The organism is Microbacterium sp. NC79, from assembly GCF_019061125.1.
Taxonomy (GTDB): domain Bacteria; phylum Actinomycetota; class Actinomycetes; order Actinomycetales; family Microbacteriaceae; genus Microbacterium.
In genome coordinates this window covers 565,446-590,120 of sequence record NZ_JAHQYI010000001.1, presented here as the reverse complement: position 1 = coordinate 590,120, position 24,675 = coordinate 565,446, and the positions used below count along the sequence as shown (strand labels likewise).

The window sequence follows — 24,675 nt, the reverse complement described above, 5'->3', positions numbered from 1 at the left end:
GTGTCGTGATTAGTCGGTACGGGTAGCCAGGTTGTCTGCCTCGTACTTGTAGGTGCCGATCGCGGCGCCCTTCGGGTCACCGTTCTCGTCGAACGTGACGTCTCCGGAGTAGCCGTCGTAGTCGATGGTCTTGCCTTCAGCGAGCAGTGCAGCACATCCGGCAAAGTCGGTGCACTTCTCACCCTTGCCGGTGCCGCCCGAGATTTCGGCCATCTTGGCTGCCATGTCTGCGCCGTCGGTCGAGCCGGCAGCAAGTGCTGCCAGCGCCGTCAGGATGACGCCGTCGTAAGCCTCAGCGGCGTACGTGAAGTCCTTCACCTCGCTGTTGCCAGCGCCCGTCCATGCAGCCTGCAGGCGGTCGGTAAAGTCGTCTTCGAGCTTCGGGCCGGGGCGGGTGCCCTGTGCGCCGGTCAGATCGATCGACATGTCGGTGCCGTAGTTCGACAGGTTGCCATCAACCAGATACATCTGGTCAGCGGTGATTCCGGCCGAAACAAGTGCGGGCGCGAGCGCCTTGAACTCTTCGTACGACACGATCGCCACAGCGTCAGGGTTGGCAGCGACGACCGCCTGAATCTGCGCGTCGAACTGCGTGTCACCAACGTTGAACGTCTGGTGCTCAACAACTTCGCCACCGGCACCCTCGAAAGTTTCGGTGATGGCCTTGTCGAGTCCCGAACCGTACGCGTCGTTCTGGTACAGCACCGCGAGCGATGCGTGGCCGTCATCGGCGATCAGGTTTCCGAGAACTTCACCCTGTAGCAGGTCACTCGGCGCGGTACGGAAGTACAGGCCGTTGTCCTTCCACGCCGTGAAGTCGGGCGACGTATTGGACGGCGAGATCTGCATGATGCCGGCCTCGACGTTGCCATCAAGGATGAGCTTCGAGACACCCGATGACGCTGCACCGATGAGGGCGGTGATGCCCTTACCGCGCAGGCTCTCGATGCTGGTCTCAAAGACCTTGTTCTTCGTGTCACCCTCATCAGCAGGGGTGTAGTCGATCGTAATGCCCGCGTCAGCGGCGTTCACTTCCTCAACAGCGAGGAGCACGCCCGATTCCATGGGCGGTCCGAGGAATGAGAGCGAGCCCGTCTGCGGCAATAGCGAGCCGAGCTTGAGCGTGAGCGCTTCGCCCGAGGGGGCGGACGTTCCGGGTTCGGTTGTTCCGGTGGGCTCGGTCGTCGGGTCGCCTCCGCCGCCGGTGCTACAGCCAGCAAGTACGAGCGCACTAGCAGCAACGAGTGCTGCTCCAGCGAAAACCTTGCCCTTACGGGAGGTCAGGGTTCCGTACATAAACGCATCCTTACGTTCGTCTGACCTCGCCTTGTGCAGGTCAGTGTCACAACAATACGAGTTCAGACGCATTAACAATGTCTCAGTGCGCTAACGTTTTCCCCTGCGCCCCTATTTGGGGCATTTCAATGCACAGAATCTGCTACCCGCTTACGGTGTGGATTCAACCCCGACGACTGCCCGCCCACGTCGCGCCGCGATCGCCGAGTCGGCGATGAAAACAGCGAGCGCCGCCCACACCACACCAAACCCGATCCAGCGCTCCAGCGGCATGGGCTCACCCATAATCCATACCCCTGTCGCGAACTGCATGAGCGGCGTCAAGAACTGCAAAATGCCCACCACCGTGAGCGTGGTGCGCCGCGTCGCTGCGGCAAAAAGGAGAAGCGGAACCGCGGTGGCGACCCCAGCGAACATGAGCAAAAGCGTGTGGCCCACGCTGATGTTGCCAAACGTGATTCCCACCGTCCCGCCAACCCAGATGAGTTGCGCTGCGGCGATCGGAACCAGCCACAGCGACTCCAGCGTCAACCCGCTGAGCGCATCAACACGTGGACCAATCTGCTTCTTAATGAGGCCGTAAAATCCGAAGCTTCCGGCGAGAATCAGCGCGATCCAGGGGAATGCGCCATAGCCAATCACGATGATGGCGACGGCGACCGCTACCAGCCCAACAGCCGCCCATTGCAGCGGTCTGAGCCGCTCACGCATAACGAAAACGCCAAGCAGAATTGTGACGATCGGGTTGATGAAATATCCGAGCGCGGTTTCAATAATGTGGCCTGTCAACGTTGCAAGAACGAAGACCTGCCAGTTGACGTAGATGAGCACGCCCGCAAGCACCGTCAGCCAGACGGTGCGCTTACTCGCAAAAATGGCGCGCAACCGCCCCCATGATCGGGTGACGGCAATCAAAATTGCGCACAGCACAAGTGAGAAGAAGATCCGCATCGCGACGATCTCCCACGGACCTGTCGGCGCGAGGGTGAGAAAGTACAGCGGCAGAAAGCCCCAAAGCAAATACGCGAGCAAGCCGTAGATGAAGCCGAGTTTGCGCTCGCGGGCGTCGGGAGAAGTCACATGCTCAGGCTATCGCCGCGGTTGGACATACGGTGTCGACGTTGCGCTGCCTTGGTGCCCGTCGCCGCACCGGTTCCTGCACCACAGGTTCGGCTGCCCTGGTGCACGTCGCCGCGTCGGTTCCTGCGCCACGGGTTCTGCTGCCCTGGATCTGCTGCCCTGGTCCCGCCACCCCCTGGTTCCGCGTCCCTGGTTCCGCAGCCGTCGTCCCGCCACCCCATGGTTCCGCCCGCCCCTGGTTCCACCCCTGGTTCCGCAGCCACATCCGTACGGCCACGCTCCGTGGTTCCGCACACGATCCCGGGAATAGCAAAAGGTCCACGTGACGAATCACGTGGACCTTTTGAAATGCGTACGAAGCGCGCCTTAGCGAACGACGATTGCGAGCACGTCGCGGGTCGACAGCACGAGGAACTCGTCGCCACCGAACTTGACCTCGGTGCCGCCGTACTTGCTGTAGAGAACGCGGTCGCCGACAGCAACGTCGAGGGGCACGCGATTGCCGTTGTCATCGATGCGACCGGGACCAACTGCGACGACCTCGCCCTCCTGGGGCTTCTCCTTCGCGGTGTCCGGGATGACCAGGCCGCTAGCCGTGGTCTGCTCTGCCTCAACCTGCTTGATGACGATGCGGTCCTCGAGCGGCTTGATGGAAACCGACACGGTTTACCTCTTCCTTCTGGCGAATCAAGATTATTGGCACCCACACCAGGTGAGTGCTAACGCAAGTCTACGACTGCAATTGGCACTCATGCAACGCGAGTGCCAACTTCGTTCCGGTTATCGCTTTGGGCGGAACGCGAGCGGAACCATCGTCGCGGATTCCGACGGAACCATGGGCACCTGCGACGAGCGGAACAACAGTGCCGCGCTGCACGGCAAACTAGGCTGGCTGGATGGAGATGTCTGAACTCGTCACGCTGCTTTCGCGCGAGGCTCTCGACCTCATCGACGAGGTCGGCCCGATTGTTTCAAGCGACGATGCGTTGAAGGCAGTCACCCGTTTGCGCGCGGCTGGTCACTCCCCCGACCTCACGTCTGCTGTCGTGACCCAGGCGCGGTTGCGCACCCGCGCCCAGGGGAAGTTTGGCCCGTTCGCCGCTCGCATGCTGTTTACGCAGGCGGGCCTTGAACAGGCAACGCGAATGCCGGTCGCAGCTCGGCACGCGCAACGATTCCTGGCCGCAGGTGTGGCATCGGTTGCTGACCTCGGTTGCGGCATCGGCGCAGATTCGCTCGCATTCGCCGGGGCGGGCCTGCGCGTGCTCGCGGTTGACGCTGATGCGGTGACCGCAGGTATCACGGCGCATAACCTCGCACCGTTCGGCGACCGTGCGGAGGTTCGCCATAGTTTCGCAGAGGACGTTGACCTCACCGGCATCGAAGCGGCATGGCTGGACCCTGCTCGGCGCACAAAAGGTCACAGCGAAACCAAGCGAGTCACAGCCGCGGACTACTCGCCGCACCTTGACTGGGTATTCGGGCTCGCAAATCAACTCCCCATCGGCGTGAAGCTCGGCCCAGCACACGACCGTGACAGCCTGCCTGCGGACGCCGAAACGCAATGGGTCAGCGTCGATGGTGACGTGGTCGAACTCGTGGTCTGGACCGGCACCCTCGCCCGCACAGGGGTACGACGCGCGGCCCTCGTTGTGCGCGGCGAGCATGCGCATGAGATGACGGCACCAGCGGATAGCCCTGACGAAGAGCCGCGCGCACTGGGATCCTTCCTGCACGAGCCGGATGGTTCGGTTATCCGTGCTCGTCTTGTCGGCGACGTCGCGCGTTCGCTCGAAGCCGGCCCTGTTGCGGAGGGCATCGCCTACCTCACGTCGGATGCGGCGCTCACGAGCCCGTTCGTGTCATCATTTCGCATTCGCGAGGTTTTCCCTGCCGATGTGAAGACCCTCGCAAAAGCGCTCCGAACGCTCGAAATCGGCACTTTGGAAATCAAAAAGCGCGGGATGGACATCGACCCCGCCGCGTTCCGGAAGAAGCTGAACCTCAAGGGGTCGCAGTCGGCAACGCTGATCCTCACCCGCGCAGGCTCCAAGCGCGTCGCGATCCTCGCCGATCGCGTCTAAGCCCTGCGCTTCATGCGGCCGCGCCCGCGTCTGAGCCCTGCGCTCCACGCGGCCGCGCCCGCGTCGCTTTCCGGCACCCGCCGTTCCGCCATCCCGGCCTCAGCCCGCGAAACACATTTTGGTCGGCGAGAAACATGCGGCCGCGCTGTGTCTCGCCGACCAAAGTGAGTCTCGCGAGTTGGTGGGCGCAGTTGGGAGCACGGAAGGCGTGGCGGGTTAGGCGAACCAGTGCAGCTGAGTGCCTGCCCACCAGAGCCATCCGGCGCTGTAGATCGTCGCGAGAATACCCAGCGCAATACCCCAGACGCCCAAGCGGCTACTCTCCTCAGGCTTGCGGACTGCCACAATGCCGAGCGCGACGCCGATGAGCGCCAGCGGGAACGCCCAGCCGACGAAAAATGACGTTGCCAATCCGGCGAGCGCAAACGAGACGGCGGATCCGCCGTAGCCCTTACGAATCGAGGGTGCGGGAAGCCAGCGGAGGGTCTTCGTGGTCGGCGTCGAGCCAGTGCTGGTGGCGGGCTCGCTCGCTGCGCGCTGTTCGCCTGCGGCGTCGATATCCGCTTCGCGACCAATCACGACGGTTTCCGCGTCGGAATTGATTGCTGACGCGCCCGGCACGGAACCAGAACCCACTGTTCCGGCACCACCATCAGAACCCACTGTCCCGTCACCGCTCACAGCCTGGACGGATTCGGGGGCTTGGTCTGCGGGCGCAACGATCTCGGCCGCGTCGGAAGACATGGCTTTATTGTCGCGGCGCAGGAATCCAGTCATGCCGACTCGGCGACCTGGATTTCGGTGACGGGCAGGGTGGAGTCGGCGCCAAACGCAAGGGTCGACGGCTTGCGACCGCTCATCACGAGCTCGGAGGCGAGGGCCGCGATCATTGCACCGTTGTCTGTGCAGAGCGACAGCGGCGGGATGCGCACGGTCACTCCAGCCTTCGCTGCACGCTCCAGCGCAACCTCGCGCAAACGCTTGTTGGCGATCACGCCGCCGCCGAGAAGGAGGCGCGGAACCTCGTACTGGGCACACGCGTCGAGCGCTTTGGCGACGAGGACGTCAACGACAGCCTCACGGAATGAGGCCGCCACATCTGCGGGGTCGTACTCGGCTCCCAGCGCTTTTTGCTGTTCCATCCACCGCGCGACCGCGGTCTTGAGCCCGGAGAACGAAAAATCGTAACGGTGCTTGGCCATGTCAGATGCACGCGAGAGTCCGCGAGGAAAACGGATTGCCTTCGGGTCTCCGCCGATCGCTGTCCTGTCAATCTGCGGACCACCCGGGTAGGGCAGGCCGAGCAGGCGCGCGACCTTGTCGAAGGCTTCGCCGGCGGCGTCGTCCACGGTCTCACCGAGGAGCTCAACGTCGGTCGTGAGATCGCGCACCAGCAGTAGCGAGGTGTGGCCGCCGGAGACAAGCAACGCGACCGTCGGGTATTCCAGCGGCTCAGCACCGGCGTCGAGAATGTCAGCGGCGATGTGTCCGACGAGATGGTTGACCGCGTAGAGCGGCTTGCCCAGGCCGACCGCGAGCGCCTTCGCTGCCCCCACGCCGACCATGAGTGCTCCGGCAAGACCCGGGCCGCTGGTCACGGCGACCGCGTCGAGATCGTTCAGGGTGACGCCTGCCTCGGCGAGCGCCGCCTCAATCGAGGGCTGAAGTTCTTCGAGGTGCGCGCGCGCGGCAACTTCGGGCACGACGCCACCGTATCGAGCGTGCTCGTCCATACTCGACGCGATCGTGTTGCTCAGCAGGGTGCGCCCGCGGACGATGCCGATACCGGTCTCGTCACAGCTCGTTTCGATCCCCAGGATGAGGGGCTCAGCGGCACTCACACGTTCTCCTTTGGTGGCAGGTGGCGACGCATCACAATCGCGTCGACGTCATCGGGCTGGTAATAGTGCGCGCGGCGCCCCAACTCGACGAATCCTTCAGAAACATACAGGGCGTGGGCGACATCGTTATCGGCGCGCACTTCGAGAAAGATCTCGCGGGCACCGCGATCAAGGCCCGCGTCTAGCAACGCGCGCAACAGGGCGCGGCCCAGGCCCCGCCCGCGGGCTGCTGCGCCCATCGCGATGGTCTGAATGTCGCCTTCGTGCGAGCCCTGCACCACCCGCACTCCGCCGTAGCCGAGCAACTCTCCCGCTTGTTCGACGACAAGGTAGCGTCCATGCGGGGAGACGAGCTCCTCCGCCATCATGTTTTCGCTCCACGCATCGGTGGGAAAACTGGCGCGCTCCAGCGCCATGATCGCGTCGAGATCCGCCGCAGTCGCGTCACGGAATACGGCGGCGTCTAACGATTCGGCTGTCATGCCTGCACCCGCGGTGCGGCGACGTCGGGCGAACGCAAGTACAGCGCATCGTCAGGGCCAACCGTGCGTGCCGCCGCAACGGCGCGGGCAGCCACCCGTCCGAGGGCGCCGCCGGAGAGTTCCGTCGCGACAATGCGCTTGCCAGCCGTCAGCGTTTCATCCGCTTCCGCCTGCGCCACGAGTGCTGGTTCCGTCATCCGCTGCGGTAGTCCAGTGTCGTCGAGACCCGCGTACGTTGTCCATGCCAGCTCGCGGCGTCGGGCATCGGTTTCGATAATGAACGTGCCTGTGGTGCCGTTTTCGAGAGCGGTGAGGGCGAGTGCGTCGTGGCTGACGACCGGAACCAGGTGCGCCGCGCGGGCAAGCGCGAAGGCGCGTGCCGCGGCGATGCCGATGCGGAGACCGGTGAAGGGCCCCGGGCCCATACCGGCGGCAACGTGGGTGATTTCTGGGTTTCCGGCGGCTTCAAGCGCATCGGCAATCAGGGTTCCGATGACCTCAGCGTGCCCGAGGTGGTTCTCGCTCGTCGCTTGCGCACGCACGTCGCCGTCTAAAGCGACGACGGCGACAGCTGTTCCAAGGGAGGTGTCGACGGCAAGAATCATGGTTCCAGGTTATCTTGCCTCAGCCGCGCTACAGCTGGCGTGTGATCGTAACGATGCGCGCGGCATCGCCATCGAGGTCTTCGACGGCGACATTGTCGTCAACACCGACGGGGCGGGCGATCTCGATATCCCACCACTGTTCGGCGAGGCCATCGACCATTCCGCGCCCCCACTCGACGATGACGACGGAACCATCGAAGTCGATGTCGAGATCGTCGAGTTCCATCGCGGAACCTAGGCGGTAGGCATCGACGTGCACGAGTGGCACACCGCCCACCAGCGACGGGTGCGTGCGTGCGATCACAAATGTCGGGCTTTGCACGGGGCCTCGAACACCGAGCCCCTCGGCGATGCCCCGGGTAAGCGTCGTCTTGCCTGCACCGAGCGGCCCGGTCATGACGACGAGGTCGCCCGCCTTCAGCGTCTGCCCGAACTCGATACCGAGCGCGTGCATCGCGTCGACGGTAGCGACGTCGTGGGTGCCAGCGATGTGTGTCATGACGACACCGAACGCCTGGTCACCCGCGCCCCAATGCGCGTGATGATTTCGTAGTTGATCGTGTCGGCGGCACTCGCCCAGTCTTCGGCCGAAGGCACACCGAGGGTCGGGTCGCCGAACAGGATTGCTTCGTCGCCCACGCTGACCGGGTGATCTCCGACGTCGACGATGAACTGATCCATCGCAATCCGACCGGAAACCGTGAAAGTTTTGCCCGCGATTGCCACGGTTCCGCGGCTCGATGCGCTGCGCGGCACGCCATCGGCGTAGCCGAGCGGAACCAGGGCAAGCGTCGTTTCGCGGGTCGTGCGGTGCGTGTACCCGTAGGAGAGGCCGGTGCCTGCTGGCACGCGACGCACGTTGGCGACGGCGGCGCGCAGGGTCATGGCGGGGCGCAGGCCGAGGTCGGCCGATGTGCGGTCATCGAACGGGGACAGGCCGTACAAGCCGATACCGATGCGCACAGCATCGAGGCGGGCAGCGGGTAGCGCGAGTGCGGCATTCGTCGCCGCGATGTGGCGAATCTGTGGGTGCACGCCCAGCGTTGCAGCCGCGGCCACGCCCTCGTTGAAGCGTCCGAGCGCCTCCAGGTCGTCGGCGAGCGACGTGTTGGAGACGTGCGAGAAGATTCCCTCGACTGTGACCTTGCCGAGCCGCTCCCAGCGGGCCGCTTCCGCGACCACATGGTTCCAGTCTCCCGGCGCGATGCCGTTGCGGCTCAGTCCGGTCTCGAGCTTCAAATGAATGCGTGTCGGGCGGTCAGCAGTCGCCGCCGCGGCGGCCGCCTGGAGCTGATCCATCGACGAAATACCGAGCGCGATGTGCGCAGCGGCGGCCTCGTCGAAGGACGCGCCCGGTGCGTGCAGCCACGAAATGATCGGCGCCATCACACCAGCGCGACGCAGTTCCAACGCCTCAGCGATGTCTGCGGTCCCGAGGTGCGTCGCTCCCCCTTCGAGGGCCGCCCGCGCCGACCGCACCGCACCGTGTCCGTACGCGTCCGCCTTCACGACGGCGATCACGTCAGTTTCGGTGACGCGCGCAATACGGCGCGTGTTCGCGGCAATCGCGCTGACGTCAATCAGCGCTTCACGAGCAATGCCGTCAGGCAGAGCGGACATTAAAGGTTCCCTCCGAGCGAGTCGATTCGGCGATGACATACGCCGTCGCCATCCCGCCGTCGTGTGACATCGATACGTGCAAGCCGGTGATGCCACGGTTGACGACGGTGGCAGCGGTGGCACCGCTGAGGGCAAACGATGGTTTGCCCTCAGCGTCTTGCACCACGTCAATCTCTGACCAGTACACGCCATCGGAGCCGCCGAGCGCCTTGATCAGCGCTTCCTTCGCGGCGTACCGAGCGGCGAGCGAGCGCGCTGGCTTCTCCCGCTCGGCCGGCGTGAACAGTCGTTCGCGCAGCTTCGGGGTCCGGGTGATGGTGTCCTCGAAGCGTTGGATGTCGACCAGATCGACGCCGATTCCGATAATCACGGTTACTCGACCGTCACCGACTTTGCAAGGTTGCGCGGCTGGTCGACGTCGAGTCCCTTTGCGGTGGCGAGTGCCATGGCAAAGATGTGCAGCGGAACGACGGCGAGCACGGGCTCGAACATGGGGCCGGCAACGGGGATGCGCAGCACCTCATCGGCGTAGGGCAACACCGCGGCGTCGCCCTCTTCAGCGATCGCGATGACGCGTGCTCCGCGAGCGCGGATCTCCTGAATGTTGGAGACCACCTTCGAGTGGATGAGGGCCGATTCGCGCGGCGAAGGAACGATCACGAAGACCGGCTGACCCGGCTCGATGAGCGCGATGGGGCCGTGCTTGAGCTCACCGGCAGCGAAGCCCTCCGCGTGAATGTAGGAGATTTCCTTAAGCTTGAGCGCACCCTCGAGGGCGATCGGGAATCCCACGTTGCGGCCGAGGAAGAGCACAGAACGAGTGTCTGCCATCCAGCGACCGAGCTGCTCAACCCGCGGCTGCTCCTCGTCGAGAATGCGTTGAATCTTGTCGGGAATCGCCTCAAGTTCGGCGACGCTAGCGGCGCTTTCAGCGGCGCTCAACGAACCACGAACGCGGCCGATGTGGAGGGCAAGAAGCTGCAACGCGGTGATCTGTGCAACGAACGCCTTCGTCGAGGCAACAGCGACTTCCGGGCCAGCGTGCGTGTACACGATGGCGTCCGATTCACGCGGAATCGTGGCTCCCTGTGTGTTGCAGATCGACAGCGTCTTGGCTCCGCGCTCACGCGCGTACTTGACGGCCATGAGGGTGTCCATCGTCTCGCCCGACTGGCTAATCGACACAACCAGCGTGTTCGCGCCAATCACCGGGTCGCGGTAACGGAACTCGTGAGCGAGCTCCACGTCGGTGGGGACTCCTGCCCAACGCTCCAGCACATACTTGCCGACCGCACCCGCGTACGACGCGGTTCCGCATGCCGTGATGATGATGCGATCGATGCCGATAAACAGGTCGTCGAGGCCTTCGAGCTCAGGGATGATGACCTTGCCGTCGCTCAGGCGGCCACGGATCGTGTTGGCGACAGCATCGGGTTCTTCCGAAACTTCTTTTGCCATGAAGGACGACCAACCGCCCTTTTCTGCTGCGGCAGCATCCCACGACACCTCGAACTCTTCGACCTCAACCGGGTTGCCGTCAAAGTCGGTGACGGTCACCTGGTGCGGTTCGATTGCGACGATCTGGTCTTGACCGATCGCCAGGGCGCGGCGGGTGTGCTCGACAAACGCCGCGACGTCAGAGCCGAGGAAGTTTTCGCCCTCACCGAGACCAATGACGAGGGGCGAGTTGCGGCGGGCGCCGACGACGAGGTTCGGAACGTCCTGGTGCGTCGCGAGGATCGTGAACGCGCCCTCGAGGCGGGCGACAACAGCCTGGAACGCCTCGCGCAGATCGCCGGCCTTGCGAAATTCGCGTCCGAGCAGCGCTGCAGCCACTTCGGAGTCGGTTTCACTACGGAAGGTGAAGCCTTCAGCGACGAGCTCAGCCTTGAGGTCAGCGAAGTTTTCGATAATGCCGTTGTGAATAAGCGCGAGCTTGTCATCGTCGGCGAGGTGCGGGTGAGCGTTCTCGTCAGTCGGGCCGCCATGCGTTGCCCAACGGGTGTGACCGATTCCGGTCGTTCCCTCCGGGAGCGGGGACTCAGCGAGGTTGTCTCTCAGCACTTGAAGCTTGCCCGCACGCTTACGCATGCCGAGGTGCCCCTGCGAGTCAATGACAGCTACTCCGGCGCTGTCGTACCCGCGATATTCCAGCCGGGCAAGGCCGGCAATCAGAATGGGCTGGCTGTCGCGCGCGCCCACATATCCAACGATTCCACACATGCGTTCTATCCTACGGTTTCACGATCCGCCTCCCGTTCATGAAAAAACCACCGCACAGCAGGCACTCAGTTTTCGCCACCCGTCGCCCGGCCCTGAAAGCGCAGCGAGACGACATGGTGCGGATGCTAGAGCTTGCGTAGCGAGACGCGCTCCACCGAGTGGTCGGCACCTTTGCGGAGCACGAGGGTCGCGCGGTGTTTTGTGGGCATCACATTCTCGAGGAGGTTAGGCATATTGATGTCGTTCCAATAGCCCATGGCCGTGGTCTCGGCCTCTTCGTCGGTGAGGTGAGCGAATACGTTGAAGTAGGAGTGCGGGTTGCTGAACGCCCCCTGGCGGAGGGCAAGAAAACGGTCGACATACCACTTCTGGATGTAGTCAACGTCGGCATCAACGAAGACCGAGAAGTCGAAAAGGTCGCTGACGGCGACGTCATTCGGTGATGCCGCCGGTTGCAGTACGTTCAGCCCCTCCACAATGACGACGTCGGGGCGGCGCACAACAACGTGCGCATCCGGAACAATGTCGTATCGCATGTGGGAGTAGAACGGCGCACGCGCCTCGGGAGCACCGGATTTCACTTCGGTGAGAAATTCGATGAGCGCGCGCCGGTCGTATGACTCAGGGAAGCCCTTGCGGTCCATCAGGCCACGCCGTTCGAGTTCGGCGTTGGAGTAGAGAAATCCGTCAGTCGTCACGAGTTCGACGCGCGGCGTGTCTGCCCAGCGGCTCATCAGCTCACGGAGCAGTCGAGCGATCGTGGACTTACCGACGGCGACGGAACCAGCAACCGCGACGACAAAAGGCGTCGTGGTGTCTTCCTCCTGGAGGAATGCGCTCGTGGCCTCACCGAGCCGCTTGGTTGACTTGGCGTAGAGGCTGAGGAGCCGGCTGAGCGGCAGATAGACCTCGCGCACTTCGTCGATGTCGAGGCGGTCACCGATGCCACGCAACTGCACAATCTCGGTTTCGGTGAGCGGCTGTGTCATGCCCGCAGCGAGGCGCGCCCAATCCGCACGATCGATATCGCGGTATTGGCTTAGCGCTGCAGGGGCGGCAACTTCTTCAGACACCCCGTCATGTTATCGCCCTTGCGGGGTGCGCTTCGCGCGCGTAACACTTGAACGCGGGTAAAGCGGAGAAATGTGGAACCATCTTCGCGAGACGGAACCATCTGCCGGGAGCGGTTCGGTGAGACGCGCGTCGCGCGCTACTGTTTCTAGGTGCGACTCGGCGTCATCGATATAGGTTCCAACACGGTGCATCTGCTGATTGCAGATGTTCACCCGGGCGGACGGCCGCTCGGCGCGACCAGCGACCGTTCCGTTGTACGGCTGATGCGCTTTCTGGAAGCCGATGGTTCCATCTCCCCCGAAGGCGTGACGGCGCTCATTGACGCGGTGACGCGTGCCCGTTCGATCGTCGCAACCGAAAAGGTTGATACCGTGCTTGCCACCGCTACCAGTGCGGTGCGCGAAGCGACCAATGGGCCCGCTGTGATCGCCGTGATCGAAGCGGCACTCGGGCACGAGCTCACGGTTCTGGACGGTGAGGCCGAGGCACACCTGACTTTCCTCGCGCAGCGTCGCTGGTTTGGCTGGTCGGCTGGACAGATTCTCGGCTTCGACATCGGTGGCGGCTCCCTCGAACTTGCCTGCGGCAGCGAGGAAGTGCCGGACATTGCACTGTCGATGCCGCTCGGTGCCGGACGCATGACGATCGATTTCATGCCCGATGACCCACCAGGGGAAGCGGCCGTTGAACGCCTCCGGGAGCATGCGCGCACCGTACTCGCCCCCGCTGCCGCGCTGTTTCGCCAGCAACCGGCTCCGGATCACGTTGTTGGTTCGTCCAAGACGATCCGCTCGCTTGCCAGGCTCGCCGGCGACGTGCACACCGGGTGGGCCGGTTCAGACCGCGTCACGCTGTCACGTTCGTCGTTGGGCTCATGGATACCGCGGCTCGCAAAGCTGCCGACGGCCTCACGAGAGATCCTGCCTGGCATCACTCCCGATCGCGCCCGCCAAATCGTCGCGGGAGCCGTTGTTTTGCATGAGGCGATGACCGCCCTCGATGTACACGAGCTGGAAGCATCACCGTGGGCGCTCCGCGAGGGTGTGCTGTTGCGTTTCACCGAGCTCAACGCATGGGATCCGGCCGCGCTAACTGGCCGCTGAGCGCGGCGTTCTTCGCCACGACACGTTCACCGTGGTCGTTCTGCTCTCGCTCGACGAACGCTCACCTTGCGAACGACGAAGGGCCCGTGCTGAAGCACGAGCCCTTCACACACGAGGCGTTACGCCAGCGCGAGTCGTTCTTTCACCACGGCAGCCAGCGCACTGGCGTGCGCTGTTGCCGTTGCCTTATCGGCAGCCTCAACCATGACGCGCACGATGGGCTCGGTTCCCGATGGGCGTAGCAGCACACGGCCGGTGTCGCCCAGCGCACCCTCAACGGTGGCTACGGCGTCGGCGATAACCGCGTCGCCCGCGACACCGTCGCGGTCGACGCCGCGCACGTTGATCATGATCTGCGGGTAAATCTTCATAATGCCGGCAAGCTCAGCCATGGTCTTCTTCTGGCGCGCCATTTCGGCGACCAGGTGGAGACCAGTGAGAATGCCGTCACCGGTCGTGGCGTACTTCGCCATGATGACGTGGCCCGACTGCTCGCCGCCGAGGCCGAAGCCGCCACGGTTCATCTCTTCGAGCACGTAACGGTCGCCAACACCGGTCTGCTTGACAGCGATACCGCGCTCGCCCATCGCACGGTGAAGACCGAGGTTGCTCATCACCGTGGCCACGAGAGTGTCCTCAGGCAGGATGCCGCGTTCGTGCATTGATGCGGCCAGGATCGCCATGATCTGGTCGCCGTCAATGATCTTGCCGTTGGCGTCAACCGCGAGACAGCGGTCGGCGTCACCGTCGTGGGCGATTCCGACATCGGCGCCGTGTGCGATTACCGCGTCTGCGAGGTTGTCCAGGTGGGTAGAACCGACACCGTCGTTGATGTTGAGCCCATCGGGGTCAGCACCGATCACGGTCACGCGGGCACCGGCATCGCGGAACGTCTCGGGCGAGACGCCTGCGGCGGCACCGTGTGCGCAGTCGAGCACGACGTGCAGGCCGTCGAGCTTGTGCGGCAGCGACTGCAGCAGGTGCACGACATAGCGGTCTTCAGCGTCAGCAAACCGACGAATGCGGCCAACGCCACCCCCCGTGGGCTGCAGCTTCGGACCGGCCATCGCGGCTTCAATGCGCGCTTCGACCTCGTCAGGGAGCTTGACGCCACCGTGAGCGAAAATCTTGATCCCGTTGTCGGGAGCGGGGTTATGCGACGCCGAGACCATGACACCGAAGTCAGCATCCATGTCGGCCACCAGGAAGGCGAGCGCAGGCGTCGGAATCACCCCAGCGTCGAGAACGTCGACGCCAGAGGAGGCGAGACCCGCGGCGACAGATGCGGCGAGAAACTCGCCGGAAATGCGCGGGTCACGGGCAATGACGGCAGTCAGGCGCTTGCCTGCCTGCCGGCGTGCCTCGGCGGAACGGCCTTGGCCCAGGACGACAGCAGTCGCCTGGGCCAAGGACAGCGCCAGATCAGCGGTGAGGGAACCATTTGCGAGTCCCCGCACGCCATCGGTGCCAAATAGCGGCATAGTAACCGAAACGCTTCTTAACGCTTCGAGTACTGAGGAGCCTTGCGGGCCTTCTTAAGACCGGCCTTCTTACGTTCCTTGACGCGTGCGTCGCGGGACAGGAAGCCAGCCTTCTTCAGGGTTGCGCGGTTGTTCTCAACGTCAACCTCGTTCAGCGCACGAGCGATGCCGAGACGCAGAGCGCCGGCCTGGCCCGAGTCGCCACCACCCGAGATACGAGCGATGACGTCGTATGCACCCTGAAGGTTCAGAGCGGTGAACGGGTCGTTGATGAGCTGCTGGTGCAGCTTGTTCGGGAAGTAGTCCTCGAGCGTACGGCCGTTGACCGTAATGGTGCCCGAGCCAGGAACGATGCGCACGCGGGCAATAGCCTGCTTGCGACGACCGACGGCGCCACCGGAGACGGTGAGAACCGGGCGCACAGCTGCGACCGCGGTCTCGTCAACGGGGGTCGACGTCGAGTATTCCTGCGGAGTTTCGATGGAGTCAGAGATCTTCGCCACGAGTGTGTCCTTAGTCAATCGGCGCTTACTGGGCGACCTGGTCGAAAACGTACGTCTTAGGCAGCTGAGCGGCGTGCGGGTGCTCAGCACCTGCGTATACCTTCAGCTTGCTGAGCTGGTTACGGCCCAGGGTGTTCTTCGGGAGCATGCCGCGAACGGCCTTCTCCACTGCGCGAACCGGGTTCTTCTCGAGAAGCTCGGCGTACGAGACGGCGGTGAGGCCGCCCGGGTAACCCGAGTGGCGGTAAGCCATCTTCTTCTGAAGCTTCTGACCGGTCAGTGCGACCTTTTCAGCGTTGATGATGATGACGAAGTCACCCATGTCCATGTGCGGAGCAAAGGTGGCCTTGTGCTTGCCGCGAAGGAGCGTTGCGGCGTGCGAAGCGAGGCGACCGAGAACGACGTCAGTCGCGTCGATAACCAGCCACTCGCGCTGGGCGTCGCCAGCCTTCGGCGTGAAAGTGCGCGTCATGATTGAGCTGCTTTCTTGTGGATCGAACGGAGAGGTTCGTGAATCCCACTCCGGGAGGGTTCGTTCAGATACCTGATTGAACACATCGGTGGAGGGCTCACGTTCGGATGCACCCGAGCAGTCGCATGCACCAATGAGATAGCTTACGTGACCGGGGCTGGATCACCAAACCGACGCCTGTGCGCGCGACGCTCCCGCGGTTCCGGAACCACACTCTGTGTTTGAGGTTGGGTCCGGAACCACGGGGCGCGGACTATTGCGTCTTGCGTCGGCGCGTTCCCGCGATGACGACGCCGCCGAGCACAAGCCCGAGCGCGAGCAGCGTCATGAGCGCTGTTGTTGCGCCGTCCGCGCCGGTAATGGGTAGCGCTGGGGCTGGCGTCGGGTCAGACGAGGGCGCTGCCGGAACCTCGGTGGGGACCATCGGAGAGTCCGTCGGCTTCACCGGCGGGTCCGTCGGCTTCACAGGCGGATCGGTCGGCTTGACCGGCGGGTCCGTCGGCTTCACCGGCGGGTCCGTCGGCGTCACAGGCGGGTCCGTCGGCTCCACCGGAGGGTCCGTGGGCTCCACAGGAGGATCGGTCGGCTTCACAGGCGGATCAGTGGGCTCGACGGGCGGGTCCGTCGGTTCCGGAGCCTTCACACCTACACCGTGCCACTCTGCATGCGCGGGCTCAGACTCCGCACTTGTTGCGGTGGCGATGTTCTTATATGCGCCCTCAGCGATGGTTCCGCGTGCAGTGAATGTCACGGTCTCGCCAACCGCGAGGGTTCCGTCGAAACCGCCGGGAGCGGAAACTGCAGCGATTCTGTCATCGCTGACCGTCACATCACTCAGCGGCACATCGCCGGTATTCGTGACGTCATACGTGAAGGCGGTCTGCGAACCCGCGGTCACGGAAACCGCATCATCGACAGTGGGCGCCAACTCGCCGTCGCCCTTTTTCACCACGGAGAGCTCCGGGTTTTCCACAAGAGTCGTGAAAGTGATGTTCGCAGGAGTGCCTGAGCCCGCTTCGTTCCACGGCGTGATCATCGCTTCGTACGTTGTACCTGGCGCGAGGTCATCGATCGTGCGGGTGCGCTCTGTCGACGTGGGAGTCGCTGCCGGCTCGATCGTCCACTCGGTGTCACCGACCGCGCGATACTGCACGACGTAATCGAGCAATTCCGTCTGCTGGTATCCCCTCGTGGACTCATCCCATGCCAGCTCCACGGACGTGGCGGTGGGCGTTGCAACGGCGGTATCCGCAATCGATGTGGGCGTCATTCCCCAGATCTGCACGATGGCGCGTTTGTTCGTCGCCAACGTGGAGTTCTGCGTGGTGGCGTAGAGGAGTCCTTCATCGTCGACGGAAAGGCCCCGTACATACGGCATCCAGGAGTCCTGTTGATCTGACGCACGGATGGTCGTGGGTGCTGCGACCGGTTGCCCCGTTGTCATATCGACAGCACCGAGCGCCGGAGGGAACGATGAACCAGCGGTCGCGAAGTGAAGAACGTTCGACGTGCTGTCGGCTTCAAGCGCGAAGATTGTGTTGACTCGGAACGTATTCGCGTAGGTCACCTGACCGTTGGAGCCGAACGTCGAGTCCAACATCCACTTCCAGCCTTCTGGGTTCCAGCGCGCGTCAACGATTCCGCCGGTCTTTTCGACGATGAATTTCTTGATAGTTGCAGGGTATTGCGGGGTGGCCCAGCGCACACCGGTGTCACCAACAAAGACGATCGTTTGGTCGCCTTTCTCAACAACAGAAATTCCATACAGTTCGTTGATGAAGTTCGGGTCGCCGTGCCGCTCCGTCGCCGATGAAATGATGTTCCAGTTCTTGCCGTTGGCGTCAAAATACTGGCCAACCGATGACAAAAACTTCCCGTTCTCGTCGAAGACAGATGCCTGCGTCCCGCCCGCCACATACAAGTTGTTGCGGCTGTCGGTGTCCACGTGCACCGCGCCTCCCACGAAACCAGGCACCTTCCATTGCGTGCTGCCTGCGAAGTCATAGGGTGCATCGCTGAGATCGGCATCATCGAATGCTCGCGTTGCCAGTCGGCCTGCACCGTTTTGATACGTGCCCATCACGAGGCTGTCGTCTTGTCTCACAACGACACCTCGAGGCCCCCGGGGACTTCCCTCTTCGAAGTAGTGCAATCCGCGTGGATTCACGATGCTTCCCGGGTCGATCAGTGATGCTTTTGTGTCATCAACCTCATACTGGCCGTTACCCACGTAATCACCATGACCGACGGAGCCAGGGCGAGCAGCAAGGGTAAAAGTCTGAACAGTGTGGCCAATCGTCTTGGAGCCGTTCTCGCCCGCTGCGAGGCCGGAGTCCGTGACGGCAATTGTGTCACCGTTAATGTCGATGGCGTAGGGCAAAAAGAACTGGCCAGCCGTTGCTTCGGTCGTGGTGTTCAGCTGACCGAACTGGCCAACATAGCCCCACTTGCCGCTACCTTCAGCGCGGCCAGGTGCCACATTGCCTTCGGTAGCGACGGCTGATGCTGCCGCCGCCGGAACCAATAGAACTGATGCGGCAAGCGCTGTTGCCGCCAATGACGCCACAAAAGGGCGCGCCAAATAACGCATGTCAATGTTCCCCAGAACTGAGACCTCGGGCAGGCCTCCTCCCACGAGGCTAACGTGCAAACCTACGCACTATCGAAAAATGAGCGGGCTTATGTGCACGCACAGCCGTGAAAAATAGCTCGGTGTCAGTTTTTGCGGGTCGTGAGGCCGAAACGGGCGTGCCGGGGCGCGACGGAACCACGCACTCAGCGGACGCCGAGTGGTTCCGATCGACAGATCAACGGATAGCCGGGTCGACGGATCGGCTGCTAAACGATGGCAGGAAGCGACGCGCGTTCCGGCAGTCGAGCGTCAATCTGAATCGGGAGGTGATCGCTCGAGCCCTGCGGCAGCGTCTTAATGTCGTCGATCTGAAAGCCCACCGACGTTGCGAAGTCGTAGTAACCCTTGAAAAAGCGATACCGCGTGTAGGTACGGCTATCACTCATCGCGAGTTCATACCCAGCCTCGCGCATGCGCTGCGAGAGGTTCTCTTTGAAAACCGGATAGTTGTAGTCACCGACCATCAGCATCGGCAGGCCCGGGCCGAGCGCCGCGAGCTCCGCAAGAGCGACATGAATCTGCTGACGACGGAGGGAGTTCAGCGCGGTCAAGGGTGCGGCATGGAAGGAAGCGACAATGAAGTCGCGGTTGTCGTCAATATCGTGCAGGCGAACCCCGAGCACGCGTTCATGGGCCGGGCGAAGCACGCGATCGTGCAGTGACTTCTTCAGCGCAAGTGAGACCGTCTCTCCCACGCGGTACGCACTGTCCCTGGCGTAGACGGCGAGGCCAAGTCTGTTGAGTCGGGTGGCATCCGCAAGCGTGAGTCCCGCGATGTGATCAGGAATATCCGTGGTGTCGCATTCCTGCAGACACAACACGTCAACGCCTCGCGCGGTCACGAGCTCATGCAGCTCGTCAACAGCGCGATGCTTTCGCAGGTTGTACGAAATGACTCTCATCATTGCCACCCTACGCCCGACAGGTATGCCTTGGCGTCGGACTAATCAAGTTCTCGGCGAGCGCGTGTCTGCTCGGCACGCGATGCGAGCAGTTCGTCGGCCGGGTACCCGACTTCAGCCAGCGTAAGCCCGCGGGCGGCGAGCACTTTAAAGGCGCTCGTGCGTGCGCCAGCATCGCGCAGCGTGACGACGTCGTCGGGCTGGAGCCTGCCCTCCCCTACCGCGGCACACGCACCGACAAGGGCGCGCACCATGGAGTGGCAAAAGGCGTCGGCTTTGAGATGCGCGACCAGCACGCCGGCGTCATCACGCCGCCAGTCAAACTCGAGCAACGTACGAATCGTGGTGGCTTCCTCACGCGGTTTGCAGTAGGCCGCGAAGTCGTGAAGCCCGATCAGCCGCGATGCCGCCTCGTTCATCGCGTCAACATCGAGACGCGCTTTGTGAAACGTCGTGAACGCACGGGTTAGCGGGTGGTATCCGGAGACCTCATCGGCAAGTCGGTACTCATAGCGCCGCCACACCGCAGAAAAGCGCGCGTCAAAACCCTCGGGCGCGCGTGACGTCGCGATCACGTCAACATCGCTGTACGCGCCGATGACGCCGCGAATACGGCGTGCAATCTGTGCAATGCGGTCCTCACCCGGGGCCGCACGACGCTGCATGATGCGCGCGACCTGATCGTCATCAAGATCCACATGGGCGACCTGTCCCGACGCATGCACGCCAGAGTCGGTGCGTCCGGCGACGACGAGCCGGATGGTTCCGCCCGCGATGCGCTCCAGCGCCGACTGCAAAGTTCCTTGCACGGTACGGAGCCCCGGTTGCGTCGCCCACCCGCGAAAGTGGGTGCCATCGTACGCAATATCGAGCCGGATCCGCATGAATCCAGCCTATCGGTGCCTACCTACGCAGTGCGGCGACGACGCTGCGCCTGACGCTGACGCTCCTCAAACCAGCGCGGGTACAGTTCTGCGCTGACGCGACGGGCAGCGACAAGTACGAGCGGAATAAGCGGCTGAATCTGCAGGTTCTGACCGGCCACGGCGATCGCAGCGACAGGCCCATCCGGCCCCAGAATCGGTGCGCCCACCGAGTTCACCTTGGTCCATTCCAGGCCGCCCTGAATGGCCGCGACGCCGGATCGACGACGTGCGATCGCGACGGCGGAACGTACTTCACCCATATCGATATCCGCCTCGGTTTCACGGTGCGCGAGGATGGCGTCTGCGGTCTCGGGGTCAAGCGTGGAGAGAATCGACCGGCCGGCAGCCGTGCGCTCGACCGGGTAGCGGAACCCAACGCGCGACGGTGGAAAGCTCACACCCTTCATCGAACCGACCCTGTCGAGGTAGTGAATGAGGCTCGTCCCCTCCATCACGCCCAGGTGAATATACAGTCCGGTCGCTTCGTGTAAATCTTGCAACGTCTGTGCGGACGCCTCACGAATGAGTCCGTGGTTGCCGTGATTCTTACCGACGGCAATCATGCGCTGCCCGAGACGGTAGCCGCGGCGATCACGCTGTACCCAGCCCACGTCAACGAGCTGGGTGAGCAGACGGAACGCCGTCGACCGTGGCAGCCCTGTCATCTCGGTGAGATCACTCAGCAGCAGGCGGTCGGGGCTCTTGCTAAACGCGTCAAGAATGTCCGAAACGCGTTCGATAACGCTCGAGCGCGAGTCGGCGTGAGCATCATCCAGTTCGACATCTTCGTCGAAGGGCAGGGTGCGCTGTGTCATCCGATTCTCCTGTACTCAATTGGCGACGCCGGCAATAGTGCCGACATCCGGTTGGTGGGGTGCCGCAAGCAGCGATGCGGCAAGGCGCCGTGCGGCAGCCTTGTCGACCTTGCCGAGCGGGGTCTTAGGGAGGACATCGACGAAGACGACGTCCTTAGGCGCGTGCACAGCACCGCGGCGCTCACGAACGATTCGCACAAGCGCGTCCGCATCAACGCGAGAACCGGATGCCGGAACCACGAGTGCAGTGACAGATTCGCCCCAGTACTCGTGGGGCACACCCACGACGGCCACATCAGCCACGCTCGGCAGCGCGGCGATCACGGTTTCCACCTCTGCGGAATACACATTGAAGCCACCAGAAATGATGACGTCTTTCGAACGGTCGACGAGGGTGAGGTAGCCGTCTGCATCGAAGCGGCCAAGGTCTCCCGTGTGCAGCCACTCGCCACGGAACGTCTCCGCGGTCTGTTCCGGGCGGTTCCAGTAGCCAGCGGCGACAAGCGGGCCACGCACGCAGACTTCGCCGACCTCGCCCGTTGCCACACGAGCGCCATCGGAGTCCAGGAGTGCAACGTCGAGCCACGGCACTGGCCGCCCGCACGTCGTGAGCCGGTTGGGAGTGTGCTCTTCGCGTTTCAGCACGGCGATTGTCATGCCGCATTCGGTCTGCCCGTAGAACTGGAAGAAGACCGGACCGAATCGTGCGATCGCGCTCGCAAGCCGGGCAGGCAGAATGGGCGCAGCACCGTAGTAGACCGTGGTCAACGACGACGTGTCGAAGCTACCGGGAGCGTTCAACAGCGCGTACAACATGGTCGGCACGACAAACATGGTGTCAACGCGCTCGCGCTCAATCGTCTCGAGGACGGTCGCCGCGTGGAAGGTGGGGAGCACGATGACCCGGCCGCCACGCAGCAGGGCAGGCAACACGAAGGTTCCGCCTGCGTGCGTGAGGGGCGTTGTCAGGAGCAGGGTGGGCCGGTTCGGCCATTCCCACTCACTCAGCTGAATCTGAATCAGCGTCGCAGCCGATGTGAAGGTTCCGATCACACCCTTCGGGCGCCCCGTGGTTCCGCCCGTGTAGGCAATCGAACTCATGCCTTCTGGGCCACGCCCGGCGAATGACAGCGGCGTTGGCGTGTGCGCTCGCGATGCGTGTGCGACGTCATCTCCGACGGCGGCTGCGCCGAGCGTCAGAATCTGGCAGCGGCTGCGGCGCTCCCAGTTCAGCGTCGTGATGGTGTCGCCGAAAGCGCCCGCATCAACGATGAGCACCTCAATCTCAGCGTCGTCGAGAATGAAGGCGAGGTCTTCGGTGGAGGCCGATGCAGACAGCAGGGTGAGGCGCGCACCCCGCGTCTGCGCAGCGAACTGCGCGAGCAGCGCATCGGCCGTGCTCTTGGCGAGGATAGCGACCGGGGTTCCTGGCCCGATGCCGCGGCCCGCGAACTCTTGCGCGAACTGGCTTATACGCCGCGCCATCTCGGCGCGCGTGAGGGTGAGGTCGCCGATCGTGAGGGCGACCGCGTCGGGGTTCTGACTCAGCGCACGGATGAGAAGCTCGGCAGTCGTTGCGTGCTCGTGAAGAGCGGAGTGCGGAGCTAAAGGAGGCGGAGGCGTCGTTGCCACGCGACTAATCTAGCACTTGCTTGGTAAACGTCAAATCACCAGATCGACCACAAATTTTGAACAGTGTCCGTATGTGTTTGCGCGCGAAAATAGCTGACCAAATGTCATTGTTTCGCGCCAACACCACAGAACACCACGCGGCGCCATTCTTCGGCATGCGGTTGACCCAACCGCGGCGCCGTTCTTCCGGCATGCGGTGACGCAACTGCGGCGTCGTGAGTCGCGAGTCGGCGTCGTAAGTCGAGCGAGCCTACGCCACCCGGTCCTCCGCTGTGACAACCAGCAGTGGGTCTTTGCGGATCACCTTGCCCGTTGCGTTACGCAGCAATGGCTCGGCACGCAGTCGAATGAAGGTGGGCCGCTTATAGCGGGCCAATCGTTGCTCCAGATGAGCCACAATATCGTCGATCGTGAGCGTCGATTCCGGGGTCAGCACGATGATGGCCGCGACCTCCTGGCCCCACTCCTCATCGTCCACACCAAAAACGATCGACTCCTCGATCTCCGGGTGTGCGGCAAGCGCGTTCTCGACTTCGGCGGGGTAGACGTTCTGGGCACCGCGAATGATGAGATCCGACCGTCGGCTACGCAAGCGCAACTCGCCGCCCTCGATGCGTCCGATGTCGCCGGTACCAAACCAGCCGTTTTCGTCAATGCCGCCACGCTCACCCATGCCGTAGTAACCCATCATCACCAACGCGCCACGCAGGAAAACTTCTCCCTCTTCGCCGTCCGGCTTAACGGTTCCGTCATCGCCGCGGATTTCAACTTCCATCGTGACGATGGGCGTTCCGACCGACTCCGGATCGGCTTCCAGCATTGCCGGCGTGCCGACGGTTGCCGCAGATGACGACTCTGTGAGGCCGTAGGTCGTGCTGAAAGAGCCTGCGAGCCACGGGAAGCGTTCGCGGAACGCCGCCTTCAGAGTGGGGCTTGACGGCGCCGAGTTGACGGTCAGGGTACGCAACGACGTGAGGTCGTACGCCGACGTATCTTCGGCGAGCACGCGCGCAATCATCGTCGGCACCGCACCCCAGTTGGTGATGCGTTCTGACTCGATGAGTTGCAAAATGTTCGAAACGGAGAACTTTCCAAGACTCATCACCACGCGGTCGCCCGTCACGATGCGCGCGACAGCAAGGTTGTGCAACGAGGCAATGTGAAACAGCGGTGACACCAGGAGGTAGGTACGGCGCGGGCGCTCCATACCCATAGCGCGAATCATCGCATCGCTAAAGAGGTGGAACCACGCTGCCGTCACGACGTTACGGTGCGAGTGCACGGAACCTTTGGGGCGCCCCGTCGTGCCTGAAGTGAAAATGATGACGGCCGGGTCATCGAGGCCAACGTCGGCCGTGATCGCCTGCGCATCAGGGTATTGGGTGCGAGCGTAAGCAACCGTCTGCTCAAGCGACACGATGTGCTCCCCCTCGACGTCACACGAAGCCAGCCGCTCCTGGAGGTCGCGGTCAGCGAGCACGACGACGGGCTCGGTGAGGCTGATCTGGTGTTCCAGTTCGCTGCCCACCCCCATCGAGTTGCCTGCAACGGCAATCGCACCGAGCGACGTTATCGCCCAGAACGCCAGCAACCATTCCGGGCCGTTGTGGCCGAGAATCATGACGCGGTCGCCCTTCACCACGCCATGGCGATCGCGCAACAGCGCGGCCGTTGCGCGCGCCCAGTCCCGGTGCTCCAGATAGCTCAGGCGCAGATCGCCCGCGACGAGATATTCCGCGTCGCCGTAGCGCGCGGATTCTTCCAGCACACCGCCGAGCGTCGTGGTGAGGTTGTGAAAGACCTGCGAAGGGTGCCCGAGCACTGTCTCGGTGCGCACCTCGAAGAGCGAATCGGGTGCCGTGAGTTCCGCGAAGATGTCTTCCTTGGTGCGGGGTGACGTCATC

Annotated in this window: 24 protein-coding genes; 2 read left to right on the top strand and 22 right to left on the bottom strand. The window is 63.3% G+C overall.

Translation table 11 applies throughout. The annotated features are described in order from the left end of the window. Window positions 1-9: 9 nt before the first annotated feature. From KTJ77_RS02545 to KTJ77_RS02530, 4 genes are all read right to left on the bottom strand, one after another. A complete protein-coding gene (locus tag KTJ77_RS02545; protein WP_217336944.1) occupies window positions 10-1,296 on the bottom strand; it encodes an ABC transporter substrate-binding protein in 1,287 nt (428 codons plus the stop codon). Between the two features lie 150 nt (window positions 1,297-1,446). Beyond that, the gene (rarD, locus tag KTJ77_RS02540) at window positions 1,447-2,376 is read right to left on the bottom strand and encodes an EamA family transporter RarD (protein WP_217336943.1); all 930 of its coding nucleotides are present in this window, start codon (window positions 2,374-2,376) and stop codon (window positions 1,447-1,449) included. 366 nt (window positions 2,377-2,742) lie between these two features. Further along, window positions 2,743-3,039: a co-chaperone GroES gene (groES, locus tag KTJ77_RS02535; protein WP_217336942.1), complete on the bottom strand. Its 297-nt coding sequence runs from the start codon at window positions 3,037-3,039 to the stop codon at window positions 2,743-2,745. Window positions 3,040-3,106: 67 nt separating this feature from the next. Beyond that, window positions 3,107-3,253: a hypothetical protein gene (locus KTJ77_RS02530; protein ID WP_217336941.1), complete on the bottom strand. Its 147-nt coding sequence runs from the start codon at window positions 3,251-3,253 to the stop codon at window positions 3,107-3,109. A gap of 19 nt (window positions 3,254-3,272) precedes the next feature. Between KTJ77_RS02530 and KTJ77_RS02525 the strand changes: the two genes are divergently transcribed. Further along, window positions 3,273-4,460 carry a class I SAM-dependent methyltransferase gene (locus KTJ77_RS02525; RefSeq protein WP_217336940.1) on the top strand — a complete coding sequence of 396 codons (1,188 nt, stop codon included), beginning with the start codon at window positions 3,273-3,275 and terminating at the stop codon, window positions 4,458-4,460. Window positions 4,461-4,676: 216 nt separating this feature from the next. Here KTJ77_RS02525 and KTJ77_RS02520 read toward each other — a convergent pair whose 3' ends face one another. From KTJ77_RS02520 to coaA, 9 genes are all read right to left on the bottom strand, one after another. Further along, window positions 4,677-5,204, bottom strand: a complete 528-nt coding sequence (locus KTJ77_RS02520) for a hypothetical protein (RefSeq protein WP_217336939.1) — start codon at window positions 5,202-5,204, stop codon at window positions 4,677-4,679. 29 nt (window positions 5,205-5,233) lie between these two features. Next, window positions 5,234-6,301 carry a tRNA (adenosine(37)-N6)-threonylcarbamoyltransferase complex transferase subunit TsaD gene (tsaD, locus tag KTJ77_RS02515; protein WP_217336938.1) on the bottom strand — a complete coding sequence of 356 codons (1,068 nt, stop codon included), beginning with the start codon at window positions 6,299-6,301 and terminating at the stop codon, window positions 5,234-5,236. After that, complete coding sequence (gene rimI / locus KTJ77_RS02510; RefSeq protein WP_217336937.1) at window positions 6,298-6,783, bottom strand: ribosomal protein S18-alanine N-acetyltransferase; 486 nt, start codon at window positions 6,781-6,783, stop codon at window positions 6,298-6,300. Before rimI ends, tsaD begins: the two co-directional genes overlap by 4 nt. Continuing rightward, on the bottom strand, window positions 6,780-7,388 hold the full coding sequence (tsaB, locus tag KTJ77_RS02505) for a tRNA (adenosine(37)-N6)-threonylcarbamoyltransferase complex dimerization subunit type 1 TsaB (RefSeq protein ID WP_217336936.1): 609 nt from the start codon (window positions 7,386-7,388) through the stop codon (window positions 6,780-6,782). The genes rimI and tsaB overlap by 4 nt, the downstream gene beginning before the upstream one ends. 28 nt (window positions 7,389-7,416) lie before the next feature. Beyond that, window positions 7,417-7,887, bottom strand: a complete 471-nt coding sequence (gene tsaE / locus KTJ77_RS02500; protein ID WP_217336935.1) for a tRNA (adenosine(37)-N6)-threonylcarbamoyltransferase complex ATPase subunit type 1 TsaE — start codon at window positions 7,885-7,887, stop codon at window positions 7,417-7,419. Then, window positions 7,884-9,008 (bottom strand): alanine racemase, encoded by a 1,125-nt coding sequence (alr, locus tag KTJ77_RS02495; protein WP_217336934.1) that lies wholly within the window; start codon window positions 9,006-9,008, stop codon window positions 7,884-7,886. The genes tsaE and alr overlap by 4 nt, the downstream gene beginning before the upstream one ends. Beyond that, window positions 8,992-9,378: a holo-ACP synthase gene (locus KTJ77_RS02490; protein ID WP_217336933.1), complete on the bottom strand. Its 387-nt coding sequence runs from the start codon at window positions 9,376-9,378 to the stop codon at window positions 8,992-8,994. Before KTJ77_RS02490 ends, alr begins: the two co-directional genes overlap by 17 nt. Before the next feature lie 2 nt (window positions 9,379-9,380). Beyond that, complete coding sequence (glmS, locus tag KTJ77_RS02485) at window positions 9,381-11,231, bottom strand: glutamine--fructose-6-phosphate transaminase (isomerizing) (protein ID WP_217336932.1); 1,851 nt, start codon at window positions 11,229-11,231, stop codon at window positions 9,381-9,383. A 125-nt stretch (window positions 11,232-11,356) separates the two neighbouring features. Continuing rightward, window positions 11,357-12,304: a type I pantothenate kinase gene (gene coaA, locus KTJ77_RS02480; protein WP_217336931.1), complete on the bottom strand. Its 948-nt coding sequence runs from the start codon at window positions 12,302-12,304 to the stop codon at window positions 11,357-11,359. Between the two features lie 150 nt (window positions 12,305-12,454). Here coaA and KTJ77_RS02475 point away from each other — a divergent pair, with 150 nt between their 5' ends. Then, a complete protein-coding gene (locus KTJ77_RS02475; protein ID WP_217336930.1) occupies window positions 12,455-13,408 on the top strand; it encodes a Ppx/GppA phosphatase family protein in 954 nt (317 codons plus the stop codon). A 119-nt stretch (window positions 13,409-13,527) separates the two neighbouring features. On the opposite strand, the gene glmM is transcribed toward KTJ77_RS02475, so the two are convergent. The 9 genes from glmM to KTJ77_RS02430 all read right to left on the bottom strand — a co-directional run bounded on the left by glmM (window position 13,528) and on the right by KTJ77_RS02430 (window position 24,674). Further along, window positions 13,528-14,889: a phosphoglucosamine mutase gene (glmM, locus tag KTJ77_RS02470; RefSeq protein WP_217336929.1), complete on the bottom strand. Its 1,362-nt coding sequence runs from the start codon at window positions 14,887-14,889 to the stop codon at window positions 13,528-13,530. 17 nt (window positions 14,890-14,906) lie between these two features. Further along, window positions 14,907-15,392 (bottom strand): 30S ribosomal protein S9, encoded by a 486-nt coding sequence (gene rpsI, locus KTJ77_RS02465; RefSeq protein ID WP_147825068.1) that lies wholly within the window; start codon window positions 15,390-15,392, stop codon window positions 14,907-14,909. A gap of 25 nt (window positions 15,393-15,417) precedes the next feature. Then, window positions 15,418-15,864, bottom strand: a complete 447-nt coding sequence (rplM, locus tag KTJ77_RS02460) for a 50S ribosomal protein L13 (RefSeq protein WP_217336928.1) — start codon at window positions 15,862-15,864, stop codon at window positions 15,418-15,420. Between the two features lie 253 nt (window positions 15,865-16,117). Further along, window positions 16,118-18,454: a fibronectin type III domain-containing protein gene (locus tag KTJ77_RS02455; protein WP_217336927.1), complete on the bottom strand. Its 2,337-nt coding sequence runs from the start codon at window positions 18,452-18,454 to the stop codon at window positions 16,118-16,120. A gap of 248 nt (window positions 18,455-18,702) precedes the next feature. Further along, window positions 18,703-19,398 carry an endonuclease/exonuclease/phosphatase family protein gene (locus KTJ77_RS02450; RefSeq protein WP_217338291.1) on the bottom strand — a complete coding sequence of 232 codons (696 nt, stop codon included), beginning with the start codon at window positions 19,396-19,398 and terminating at the stop codon, window positions 18,703-18,705. A 41-nt stretch (window positions 19,399-19,439) separates the two neighbouring features. Beyond that, complete coding sequence (gene truA / locus KTJ77_RS02445) at window positions 19,440-20,282, bottom strand: tRNA pseudouridine(38-40) synthase TruA (RefSeq protein WP_217336926.1); 843 nt, start codon at window positions 20,280-20,282, stop codon at window positions 19,440-19,442. Between the two features lie 23 nt (window positions 20,283-20,305). Beyond that, on the bottom strand, window positions 20,306-21,139 hold the full coding sequence (locus KTJ77_RS02440; protein WP_217336925.1) for an IclR family transcriptional regulator: 834 nt from the start codon (window positions 21,137-21,139) through the stop codon (window positions 20,306-20,308). Between the two features lie 15 nt (window positions 21,140-21,154). Further along, window positions 21,155-22,771 (bottom strand): AMP-binding protein, encoded by a 1,617-nt coding sequence (locus tag KTJ77_RS02435; RefSeq protein ID WP_217336924.1) that lies wholly within the window; start codon window positions 22,769-22,771, stop codon window positions 21,155-21,157. A 250-nt stretch (window positions 22,772-23,021) separates the two neighbouring features. Further along, entirely contained in the window at window positions 23,022-24,674 is a 1,653-nt protein-coding gene (locus tag KTJ77_RS02430; RefSeq protein ID WP_217336923.1) for a class I adenylate-forming enzyme family protein, read from the bottom strand. Window position 24,675: the final 1 nt, after the last annotated feature.